Genomic DNA, 10,305 nt, shown 5'->3' with positions numbered 1-10,305 from the left:
GATTCGGTTACGCAGCCAAGGCGTAGTTATTCTCGCCGTTTAAAAAAGTGTGAAATATGAGATTTACGAGCTATATCCCAGCGCTCGACGTGCTTACAACTCAATTAGACTCGCTGTCAAAACCAAGTCGACCCCATAAATAAAAGAACATATGATTAGGTATTCTTAACTGATCTGAGCCTGCAAAGATACTAATAAAATTATATCTTTGGAACTCACTCATTACTACGCAAAATACATACCAGAAATGATAAAATTCGCCCTTATAAAAGAACGCAAGACTCCGCCCGATCGCAGAGTGGTATTTTCTCCCGAAAAACTTCAGGAAATATGCCAAAAATTCCCTGAGGCCAGGTTTAAGGTTGAGAGTTCTGATATTCGTATTTTTTCTGATGAAGCCTACCGAAGAGCCGGGTTTGAGGTGACGGACGATGTGTCAGACTGCGAGGTGATGCTGGGAGTGAAAGAGGTACCTTTGCCGGCGCTTATTCCGGATAAAAAATATTTTTTCTTTTCTCATACTATCAAGAAACAGCCCTATAACCGGGACCTGTTAAGGGAAATCCTGAAGAAAAATATCGAACTCTATGATCATGAGGTGATCGTGAAGGAGAACGGAGCCCGGCTTATTGGTTTTGGTAGATATGCCGGACTGGTAGGAGCCTATAACGGATTCCGTGGAATAGGACTGAAAGAAGGGCTTTTTGAGCTTCCAAAAGCAGAGAACCTGCCTGACCTGGATGCGATGTGTACAGAATTGGATAAGATAAAAATTCCGTCGATAAAGATCGTGCTTACTGGAAGCGGAAAAGTGGCTCATGGGGCTAAAGAGATCCTGGATCATTTAGGAATAAAACAGGTAGGAGTAGACGAGTATTTGAATAAGGATTTCAAGGAAGCGGTTTTTTGTTTAATTGACGTATTGGATTACAATAAACGCAAGGATGGCTGTGTGAAAAATAACAAAGACTTCTACAAGCATCCTGAAGAATATGAATCTGATTTTATGCGATTTGCCAGAATTAGTGATATGTTTATCGCCGGCCATTTTTATGGTGATGGGGCGCCGGTTTTCTTTACTGCTGAAGATGCCAAATCGCCGGATTTTAAAATAAAATACATCGCCGATATCTCCTGCGATATTATTGAACCTATTGCCAGCACTATCAGACCCTCAACCATAGCAGAACCCTTTTATGGTTATGATGCCCGGAATGAAACGGAAGTAGATTTCAGGGAAAAGGATTCTATCCTGGTTATGGCGGTAGATAATTTGCCGTGTGAACTCCCAAAAGATGCCAGTGAAGGTTTTGGAGAGATGTTCATGGAAAACGTAATTCCTGCGTTTTTTAATGATGATGTAAATGGGGTGCTAAAAAGGGCTAAGATGACCAGCGAAGGTAAATTAACCGGGAGGTTCATTTACCTCGAAGATTATGTAATTGGGGAAGCCATCAGGCAAGAAGATTAATGAATGAGCCTCAGCGCTATTTAATTGCTTCCTGAAAAGGCTTAATTTCCGGCTTGATCCAGGGAGTTTATCTCATCATGATAGGCTGTGGGAAGAATCATAGATCGTAATAGTTGGTCTAGTTTAATTCTTCGGCTTAGTTTGTATGGAGGGATCAGAAACCTGAGCAGAGAATATTTCCGTAGCGATAAAAGTTCTCTGACTTTCTTTGGAGTGATATAAATTTGTGTTTCGAGCAATAGGCGGTAACGCATTGGCCCGAGATGTCTTCGGTACCGGTGATAGAGATCCCTGGTATACTCTCCTGCTTCAAGGTTTTGTTCAAGATGTGATTTCCGCATCTTTTGAAAATCTTCAAAATTTTCAGGGAGCCCCTGCAACCGCATTCTTTTTCCAACCCTTATAAATACATTGAAGACCTCTTGTTTTTGAGCTAAGCCCAGTTCATGTTCAAGGAGTTCATAAGATCTTATGGAATAATCGATGAGCATAAAAAGCACATCCCTGTAAGCCCAATCAGGTATCCTTCTTCCGCGTTTAGATTCTACGGCAGAATGAATTGAAGCGATAGAATCAATGGCTTTAAGCGCAGCATTTTTTTCAGAAAAAACTATTTTTCGGGCATAGGAAACCGTGGAAAAAAGCCTGCCCAGGGGATCATTTGGCAGTCTCCCGGTATAATATAGCCAGTCTACCGCTTTGTTGAGCGCAAATTCTGCCGAGGCCCCGGCGAAGATAAAGAGAATGGTATCTCCTTTTCCCCAGATTTCACGTACGATCGAATCCTGATCTACAAAATATTCCATTTCAGGTTTTTTCATCTCCGGCATCATCTTATTTCCTGTTCAAACAGGATTAACTACCTGCGAAAGCTGTTCCAAAAACCCCAACTGCCAATTCTGCCCAAATTAAGAAAAGCACGGCCAGAATGATTCCTGATAAAATGATCCGGTTTTTGGTGGTTTTTACTTTTCTTAATACAAATTCGATTGCCAACCCGGTTCCTAAAAGCAAGATTGCGGCAATAATAAAATCGGAAGCTGTCCATACCACCTCTTTACTGAACTGCATAGCGATCAAAGGAATGAGTAAAAGAACTGCCACAATTAGTACGATAAATAATAATCTCCTGTTTTTCAAAATATTTAGAATTAAAGCTTGTTGTTGTGTAAGTGCTTTGAAATTCAAAGTGCGTTGGTATTTTTTGCTATGTTTTTTTATGATTTTGATTTAAAAGTTTTTCAATCGCTTCTATATGTTTTTTAAAATCTTCCCGGCCCGCTTTTGTCGTGCTGTAGCGCGTGTTGGGTTTCCGATCAATGAATGATTTTTCTACTTTTACATAGCCTTTTTTTTCCAGGGCTTTCATATGGCTCGCGATGTTCCCATCGGTTACGCCCAAAACCTCTTTAAGGTTAGTGAAATCGGCATACTCGTTTACCATTAGCACACTCATAATTCCCAATCTCACCCTATTATCAAAAGCCTTATTGATATTACCGATGATGTTTTTCATCTACTCGGGTTTGCGTTCATACTTATTATACATCCAAATGCCATAAAGAATGTGGAAAAGGCCAAAGCCTGCTGTCCAGAAATACAATCCGTAGTCAGGGAACTGGGTTGAGATTAGTCCTAAAACCAAATTTGTATATCCCAGAGATTTAAGGTCGCTATAAGTGTATTTGCTGGCGTGAATTAAAGCCAGTCCATAGAAAATGAGCATGGAAGGTACCAAAAGCTGCATCATTCCATTTTGTAGCAAAACCAGGCAAAAAATTCCGCCGGCTATAAGGGGAGCAGAAAAATTGATCAATAATCTTTTACTCGTGCTATCCCAGATTTTTTGATTATTTCGCTTTGCTTTATATGTGGTCAGTGCAATGGCGGTTCCAATGGCCAAAACGAGGACTGCAAGGGCTATGTAGAATAATTGGTTTACAAGATTATTGTCACCAAAAATCATGACTTCCGAAGCCTTACTCATATTACTGGCTTGTTCTGAAAGGAGGAAGCCTGCTACCAATGCTCCTAATATGGCATAACATCCCGCAAATACTCCTGCGAGTCCACTAAAGGAAATAAAACGGGAAGAGCTGCTCATCATTTTTTTGATCTCGCTTAGATCCCGTAGATATTTTTCATTTTCCATTAAAAAGTACTTTGAGATACAAAGTAAGTAAAAAAAATCATTTCATTTACATTCCCCTCGAAAAAAGAATCATTATCCTGGCTTGTGAATTATTGCGAACTTTGCATAAAATTGAAATCCTATGAAATACGCTTTTTTACTATTTACCCTTCTGTTTTTTCAGTTCAATCTTCAGGGGCAGGAACTGGAAGTGATGTCTTATAATATCAAATTTGCCAACGAGACCGATGGAGAAAATTCCTGGTCTCAACGGAAAGATCATATAACCAGGCAGATCAGGTTTTACGCACCTGGTATTCTCGGGGTTCAGGAAGCATTAATTAGTCAACTTAAACATTTCGAAAACGAGATGGATAATTACAAATATATAGGAGTTGGCCGTGACGACGGAAAGGAAGCAGGAGAATTCAGTGCGATCTTTTATAACCTGTGGGAAGTGGATATCCTGGATGAAGGAACATTCTGGCTTTCTGAAACTCCGGAGGAAGTTTCCGTGGGCTGGGATGCGGCAATGGAACGAGTATGTACATATGGAAAATTTCGGGAGAAGGTTTCAGATAAAAAATTCTGGGTTTTCAACACTCATTTCGATCATATCGGGAAAGAGGCCCGGGAAAATAGTGCGAGACTGATTTACAAAAAGATTTCAGAATTAAATACTGAAGGCCTGCCCGTGATTCTTATGGGAGATCTCAACCTGGAACCCGATGCGTCAGGAATTAAATTCCTTTCTGAAAAAATGAATGATTCTAAGAAGGTAGCCGACCTTGATTTTGGCCCCGAAGGCACTTTTAATGCCTATGAATTCAACAAACCGGTAAATAGAAGAATTGATTATATCTTTACCAGTGACAATATAAAGGTGTTGAAATATGCCGTTTTAAGCGATTCCCGGGAATTAAAATATCCTTCAGATCATCTGCCTGTTTTTGTAAAATTGGAATTGAAATAATCCTGAAAATAATATTACTAAAAAAAACCGGAATCAGCATTGGCCGATTCCGGTTTCTGAATTATTGAAGATAGGTTGTAAACTTAGTATTATCGGTGGTTCAGCTTAGCTATTTGGTTATCCATAAAGGAACCGGTAGTTCCTTATTAAAAACTTCGTCTGTTACGCTACCTACCATTAACGCCGAAACTGCATTACTGCCTTTGTCACTTAAAATAAGCATATCTGCCTTATCTCTTTTAGCCTCCACAAGCAGTTTTTCACCTGCGCTGGCATCTCGTCCGGCAAAGATCTTCAAACTACTTTCTTTTTCGTAATTAAGCTTTTTCATGAATTTTGCGGCTTTTTCCCTAACATGTTTTTCAATTTTAGGGGCTACCTCTTCTTTAACCAGGTAAGGAGTGAATTGTACCGGGACATTATATACGTGTACTACATTTATTTTAGCTGAGGTTAGATCTTTCAGTCTTGCTCCTCTATGGAAAGCCTCCTGGGAGGGTTTTGAAAAATCTGTTCCAACCCAGATGTTATTAATTTCAGGTTTAGCAGTTGGGGGAATGCTAAGCAGGTCACATTTCAGCATACGTAATAGTTTGCTGCTAACCACACCACTTCCTTTGTCTGAAGCCTTGTTACCTAAAATGGCAAGATTTATTGAGTATTTATGCGAAATGTAATGAATAAGGGATTCTGTATAAGGATCTTCAGAAATTAAAACTTCCCAGGCTGTGTTGCTTTTGAAAGAGGAGGAAATTTTCTCGTCCAATTCATCCCCGATTATTTTGTCAAGATTCAGATCTTTTAACTCTTCCTTGAAAAGTTCTGAGATCTCGTATTTTTTAATATTGTGTACAAAATAGACCTTTTCTACCCCAAGTAAATCTGAAATAAAAGACGTGTATTCAATGAGGGTGTCATCCATATTAGAAAGGTCTAAGGCGACGAGTATATTTTTAATTTCTGTCATGGCTTATTTTTTATTTATTAGAAGCTGTATTATCCTTACGTTTCTTAACGATGTTTGCAACTATTTCTTCATAATTCTCAAGCTCTTTTTGGGATTCTTTTTGCTTTATCTTTTTCAAATCTTCATTAAGTCCTTTATAAAGTGAGTAACACATGAAAAGCAGAATGAAGGCAAAGGGTAGTCCCGTAACTATAGATGCGGTTTGGAGGGCCTGTAATCCTCCTCCCACAAGCAATACAGCGGCTACGGCGCCTTCGGTAAGTGCCCAAAAGATTCGTTGCCCCACCGGAGCATCAATTTTACCTCCTGAAGTTAAACTATCGATCACCAGGGAACCTGAATCTGAAGAGGTGACAAAAAATCCTGCAATTAATAGCACTGCCACAAGGTTTAAAACTATGGCTATAGGATATTCCTCCAGGAAGACGAAGAGTGCGATCGCTACATCTTCATTTACCGCATCAACAATCGCATTATTTCCCAGTAAAGCCTCTTGTATGGCCGAGCTTCCAAAGGCAGAAATCCAGAAAAAAGTTACCAGGGAAGGTACGATCAACACCCCGAGGATAAATTCCTGTATAGTTCGTCCTTTAGAAATTCGTGCGATAAACATTCCTACAAAGGGAGACCAGGCTATCCACCAGCCCCAATAGAACACAGTCCAACTGTTTTGCCAATCCTTACCGGTAAAGCTTTCAGTCCAGGTGGCTGTTTGTAGAAAGCTGTAGAAGTAATTTCCTGTATTTTGAACGAAGGATTTAAAGATGAAAATTGTAGGTCCCAACACTAACACCAGCAGTAAAAGGAGAACGGCAATACGCATGTTCCATTCGCTTAAGACTTTCACCCCTTTATCTACTCCTAATACCACAGAAATTGTGGCGATTAGCGTAATTCCGGCAATCAGTATTACCTGGGTTGTAATTCCTTTGTCTATGGCGAATACGTGCTCCAGGCCGGCGGCTATTTGTTTTACTCCTAATCCAAGGGAGGTGGCTAAGCCAAAAAGAGTGGCCAAAACTGCAAAAATGTCTATAATGTTTCCAATTTTTCCATAGATACGGTCTCCAAGAAAGGGATAAAAAACCGAACGTATTGTGAGTGGAAGTCCACGGGAATAGGCGAAATAGGCCAGGGCGAGACCTACAAGGGCATAAATAGCCCAGGCGTGAAACCCCCAGTGTAGAAAAGTGAAATTCATAGCCTGGCGGGCAGCTTCGGGCGTACCCCCTTCTGTCATTGGGGGAGTATTAAAATGAAAAACAGGTTCAGAAATACTCCAGAAGAGTAGACCAATACCCATTCCTGCGCTAAATAGCATTGCAAACCAGGAAATGGTTTTGAACTCAGGTTTAGCTTTAGGGCCTCCTATCCTCAAATTTCCGAATTTGCTAAAGGCCAGGTAAATCATGAAAATCAAATACACATTAACCGAGAGAATAAAAAACCAACCTGCTTTATTAGCTACAAAAGTCTGAATTTTGTCAAAATAAGATTCTGCTTGTTCCTGAAAGACGAGGGTTAATACAATACTTGCGATTATAATGAAAGTAGATGTGAAGAAAACTGGACCGTTAAGTTCCAGCCCAAAAATGCTTGTCCTTTCGTCGCTTCTTACAACTTTTTTTGTCATAGTTTTAGTTTTCTTTATTAATTGGCCTAGAAATAATATCCCAGGTTAATATTGAATCTTGCTTCCCATTTGGCATCAGGATTTCCCTGGGCAAAATCATCTATAAAATTACCGCCTAACCAGGAGTGATTATAACCAGCAGCATAATCTATATAAGTGTAAATATGCCCCGCCGTGACCAGGACTCCTGTAACATTCATGAAGGAATCTGTAAAGGAATTTTTCCTTTTGTTCATAAATCCAAAATCGTTGTAAAATTCCAGGTTAGATACCGGTCCCCAATTCACTGGAATATTTCTGGATATAGCAAGAGAATACAATTCGAAATCGGAAGCTACCTGGTAGGGTGCGCCGTAAGCAGCCATTGTAACCTCGTCACGGCTTTCCCCCGCAGCATTCTCGGGATTATGGGATGCGGTTAGCGCCTGGGCCTTCAGGTTCCAGCGCTTATAGGTGATTTCGTAATGTGCAGCCAGCCCGTAATGATCTCCGGTTTCTTTAGTGTCCAGATTATAAAGTGAGCCATACTGAGCTGAAAGTCCCAACCTGTTGGCTGCCTGCTCCCCGAATTTATACACGAACTTACCATTAACCTGGTTTATCTCTTTATTCCTTCCGGCGACATCATAGGAATACCGGCTGGGGGAAGATTCGGTGTCGCTCCCAAAGCGTAATTCTTCAGAATTCTTAAAAAATGCGAGATGATATTCAAAAGTATCTCCGTAATGCACATATTTTATTCCCATATCGTGATCGTCTTCCAGTCCCATATAATAGGTGAGGTTGAAGAACCAATTGTGTGAATTATATTGTTGGATTCCGAAGGGAACCTGGGTTAGTCCAAGCTGAATTTCATCTAAATCATTAATCCAGTAACCCATCCAGCCCTGTTTCATCACTCCCCCGCCAAAGGCATTTGAATAAAGCCTGTATTCGGCATTAAGGTACAATCCTTTATATTTCGCGTTAAAGTTTACCCGAAACATATCGTATCCAAAATCTCCGCCTCTGGTTTTTTGACCTTCCTTCCAGGAGGAGAGGTTGTAATTATATCTAAGGGCTCCGCCCACAGCAATTTCAGGTTCTTCCTGAGACCAACCGGTAACAGGATAAAGCAATGCCAGCATGAATAAAACCAAGAAACTCCTTATTTTAGGTGAATTTTGAAAACGGCGCATTAAGCAAGAAATTGGTTAGTTGCTTAAATCTAAGGAAATAATTAGAAAATGGTTGGTTATGAGGGGACTCTTAAGAAAACTTTAAAATTCATTTATTGTTTTTCTAATCCTAACCAGGCGACTTAATAAAGCTTCAAGGTATTGTAAATCAAGCATATTGGCACCGTCGCTTTTTGCATTGGCAGGATCAAAGTGGGTTTCTATAAAGAGTCCGTCTACATGGTTTACCACTCCGGCGCGGGCTATAGTTTCGATCATATCGGGACGACCACCGGTTACGCCGCTGCTTTGATTGGGTTGTTGTAGCGAATGCGTAACATCCAGCACTGTAGGTGCAAATTCTCTCATTGTAGGAATCCCCCGGAAATCTACGATCATATCCTGGTAACCAAACATTGTTCCCCTATCGGTAACCATCACCTGCTCGTTTTGGCAATCGGTAACTTTGGTTACGGCATGTTTCATGCTTTCGGGGCTCATAAACTGGCCCTTTTTAAGATTGATGGTCTTTCCGGTTTTCGCTGCTGCCACAACAAGGTCGGTCTGGCGAACCAGGAAGGCCGGAATCTGCAGGATATCTACATATTCAGCTGCCAGGGCGGCATCGCTAACTTCGTGGATATCGGTTATTGTAGGGATTTTAAATGTTTCTGAAACCTTTCGCAGGATCTTTAGTGCCTTTTCATCCCCAATTCCCGTAAAACTGTCTATCCTGCTGCGATTAGCTTTTTTAAATGAGCCTTTAAAGACGTAAGGAATTTCAAGCTTATCGGTTATTTCGACTACTTTCTCTGCAATGCGCAGGGCCATATCTTCGTCTTCTATAGCGCAAGGACCTGCCAGGAGGAAAAAGTTGTTGGAATCTATATGTTTTAGCTGCGGAATTTTATCAAGTTTCATATCAGAAGTATTTCTGCTGCAAAGATAGCTGAATTCCACTGCAGGTGCAATTTTCATAAAAAAAGGGTTTTCCCTTAATTTATTCCGAAGCAATTATTACCATACAACAGGATTTAATTGTAATTTTAATCAATTAATCCTGAGCCTGATGGAACTTCAAAAATGTCTTATTTCTGAACTACAGCATGAAGTAGTTTTAACCGAAAAATTCTTAAAACGAATTCCGCGGGATAGATTAGATTGGAGACCTCATCCAAAATCGATGAGCATAAGGCAGCTGGCCAATCATCTTGCTGAAATCCCCAGCTGGATCACGGCTACTATGGAATTGGAGGAAATGGATATGGAAGGTTATAAGCCGCCCGATTTTGGGAATATTGAAAGTATCCTGAAAGTACTGTACAATAATACCTCTGAAGCGGAAGCCGCCCTAAAAAAACCGGATAGCGAATTTGAAAAGAACTGGAAAATGGTTCACGAAGGAAAAACCCTTATGGATATGCCTAAATTCAATGTGCTGCGAATGATGGTGCTAAATCAAATTCCTCATCACCGGGCCCAGTTAGGTGTTTATTTCAGGTTGCTGGATATCCCCGTTCCGGCTACTTACGGTCCTTCGGCAGATGAGCAATAGCTTCTTTAGAAAAGCTGTAGCTTTGCAGCAAAATTCCAACTATGCAGGCATTAAAAGAACAATTTCAGAAATTCTATACCCCTAAACGATGCCTGATCAATGCAGGGATAATGTTTGCGGCGGTAGCCTTCTTCCTAACTCAGAAACAAGAAGAGTTTCTTTTGCCAATAGGCTTTGGGGTTATTGGAGCATTATACTTAATTGGCTTTATCTACCTGAAAAACAGGCAAACAAATAAATAAGCATACTTTAGGCATTATTTTCCCATTTTCAGGAATTTAGCAGGGGATTCTTTAAAAATAGGCGTACCTTTGCAGACTTTTAAAAATGAGGCGCTTATATGACAGCTATTAAAAACATTGCAATTATTGCTCACGTTGACCACGGAAAAACTACCCTGGTTGATAAAATAATGTAT

At 40.4% G+C, this 10,305-nt stretch carries 13 protein-coding genes; 5 read left to right on the top strand and 8 right to left on the bottom strand.

The features are described 5' to 3' along the window. Nucleotides 1-247 precede the first annotated feature (247 nt). Complete coding sequence (locus tag VIM94_RS11340) at nucleotides 248-1,471, top strand: NAD(P)-dependent oxidoreductase (RefSeq protein ID WP_332039411.1); 1,224 nt, start codon at nucleotides 248-250, stop codon at nucleotides 1,469-1,471. Nucleotides 1,472-1,512: 41 nt separating this feature from the next. On the opposite strand, the gene VIM94_RS11335 is transcribed toward VIM94_RS11340, so the two are convergent. The 4 genes from VIM94_RS11335 to VIM94_RS11320 are packed head-to-tail and all read right to left on the bottom strand — an operon-like array spanning nucleotide 1,513 to nucleotide 3,623. Next, nucleotides 1,513-2,292: an oxygenase MpaB family protein gene (locus VIM94_RS11335; RefSeq protein WP_332039410.1), complete on the bottom strand. Its 780-nt coding sequence runs from the start codon at nucleotides 2,290-2,292 to the stop codon at nucleotides 1,513-1,515. Nucleotides 2,293-2,326: 34 nt separating this feature from the next. After that, a complete protein-coding gene (locus tag VIM94_RS11330; RefSeq protein ID WP_332039409.1) occupies nucleotides 2,327-2,659 on the bottom strand; it encodes a hypothetical protein in 333 nt (110 codons plus the stop codon). A 19-nt stretch (nucleotides 2,660-2,678) separates the two neighbouring features. Continuing rightward, complete coding sequence (locus VIM94_RS11325; RefSeq protein WP_332039408.1) at nucleotides 2,679-2,987, bottom strand: transcriptional regulator; 309 nt, start codon at nucleotides 2,985-2,987, stop codon at nucleotides 2,679-2,681. After that, entirely contained in the window at nucleotides 2,988-3,623 is a 636-nt protein-coding gene (locus VIM94_RS11320; protein ID WP_332039407.1) for a hypothetical protein, read from the bottom strand. Nucleotides 3,624-3,744: 121 nt separating this feature from the next. On the opposite strand from VIM94_RS11320, the gene VIM94_RS11315 reads away from it, so the two are divergent. Then, nucleotides 3,745-4,575 carry an endonuclease/exonuclease/phosphatase family protein gene (locus VIM94_RS11315; protein ID WP_332039406.1) on the top strand — a complete coding sequence of 277 codons (831 nt, stop codon included), beginning with the start codon at nucleotides 3,745-3,747 and terminating at the stop codon, nucleotides 4,573-4,575. Between the two features lie 109 nt (nucleotides 4,576-4,684). Here VIM94_RS11315 and VIM94_RS11310 read toward each other — a convergent pair whose 3' ends face one another. From VIM94_RS11310 to kdsA, 4 genes are all read right to left on the bottom strand, one after another. Continuing rightward, nucleotides 4,685-5,542, bottom strand: coding sequence for a universal stress protein (locus VIM94_RS11310; RefSeq protein ID WP_332039405.1), 858 nt, complete (start codon nucleotides 5,540-5,542; stop codon nucleotides 4,685-4,687). Nucleotides 5,543-5,552: 10 nt separating this feature from the next. Beyond that, nucleotides 5,553-7,175, bottom strand: a complete 1,623-nt coding sequence (locus tag VIM94_RS11305) for a BCCT family transporter (RefSeq protein WP_332039404.1) — start codon at nucleotides 7,173-7,175, stop codon at nucleotides 5,553-5,555. A 26-nt stretch (nucleotides 7,176-7,201) separates the two neighbouring features. Next, nucleotides 7,202-8,302: a hypothetical protein gene (locus VIM94_RS11300; RefSeq protein WP_332039413.1), complete on the bottom strand. Its 1,101-nt coding sequence runs from the start codon at nucleotides 8,300-8,302 to the stop codon at nucleotides 7,202-7,204. 132 nt (nucleotides 8,303-8,434) lie between these two features. Then, nucleotides 8,435-9,253: a 3-deoxy-8-phosphooctulonate synthase gene (kdsA, locus tag VIM94_RS11295; RefSeq protein WP_332039412.1), complete on the bottom strand. Its 819-nt coding sequence runs from the start codon at nucleotides 9,251-9,253 to the stop codon at nucleotides 8,435-8,437. A gap of 148 nt (nucleotides 9,254-9,401) precedes the next feature. Between kdsA and VIM94_RS11290 the strand changes: the two genes are divergently transcribed. The 3 genes from VIM94_RS11290 to VIM94_RS13160 all read left to right on the top strand — a co-directional run. Next, nucleotides 9,402-9,887 carry a DinB family protein gene (locus tag VIM94_RS11290; protein ID WP_332039403.1) on the top strand — a complete coding sequence of 162 codons (486 nt, stop codon included), beginning with the start codon at nucleotides 9,402-9,404 and terminating at the stop codon, nucleotides 9,885-9,887. A gap of 41 nt (nucleotides 9,888-9,928) precedes the next feature. Next, nucleotides 9,929-10,129 (top strand): hypothetical protein, encoded by a 201-nt coding sequence (locus VIM94_RS11285; RefSeq protein ID WP_332039402.1) that lies wholly within the window; start codon nucleotides 9,929-9,931, stop codon nucleotides 10,127-10,129. A gap of 98 nt (nucleotides 10,130-10,227) precedes the next feature. After that, on the top strand, nucleotides 10,228-10,305 hold a 78-nt coding region (locus VIM94_RS13160), incomplete at its 3' end, for a GTP-binding protein (RefSeq protein WP_414707178.1).

The organism is Salegentibacter sp., from assembly GCF_036568425.1.
Classification (GTDB): Bacteria; Bacteroidota; Bacteroidia; order Flavobacteriales; family Flavobacteriaceae; genus Salegentibacter.
This window is presented reverse-complemented; position numbering and strand designations above follow the sequence as displayed.

Excerpts from the sequence above, each read along its gene's own strand:
- VIM94_RS11340 (WP_332039411.1), top strand. The coding sequence starts at position 248 with ATGATAAAATTCGCCCTTATAAAAGAACGCAAGACTCCGCCCGATCGC.
- VIM94_RS11335 (WP_332039410.1), bottom strand. The coding sequence starts at position 2,292 with ATGAAAAAACCTGAAATGGAATATTTTGTAGATCAGGATTCGATCGTA.
- VIM94_RS11325 (WP_332039408.1), bottom strand. The coding sequence starts at position 2,987 with ATGAAAAACATCATCGGTAATATCAATAAGGCTTTTGATAATAGGGTG.
- VIM94_RS11320 (WP_332039407.1), bottom strand. The coding sequence starts at position 3,623 with ATGGAAAATGAAAAATATCTACGGGATCTAAGCGAGATCAAAAAAATG.
- VIM94_RS11315 (WP_332039406.1), top strand. The coding sequence starts at position 3,745 with ATGAAATACGCTTTTTTACTATTTACCCTTCTGTTTTTTCAGTTCAAT.
- VIM94_RS11310 (WP_332039405.1), bottom strand. The coding sequence starts at position 5,542 with ATGACAGAAATTAAAAATATACTCGTCGCCTTAGACCTTTCTAATATG.
- VIM94_RS11305 (WP_332039404.1), bottom strand. The coding sequence starts at position 7,175 with ATGACAAAAAAAGTTGTAAGAAGCGACGAAAGGACAAGCATTTTTGGG.
- VIM94_RS11300 (WP_332039413.1), bottom strand. The coding sequence starts at position 8,302 with ATGCTGGCATTGCTTTATCCTGTTACCGGTTGGTCTCAGGAAGAACCT.
- kdsA (WP_332039412.1), bottom strand. The coding sequence starts at position 9,253 with ATGAAACTTGATAAAATTCCGCAGCTAAAACATATAGATTCCAACAAC.
- VIM94_RS11290 (WP_332039403.1), top strand. The coding sequence starts at position 9,402 with ATGGAACTTCAAAAATGTCTTATTTCTGAACTACAGCATGAAGTAGTT.
- VIM94_RS11285 (WP_332039402.1), top strand. The coding sequence starts at position 9,929 with ATGCAGGCATTAAAAGAACAATTTCAGAAATTCTATACCCCTAAACGA.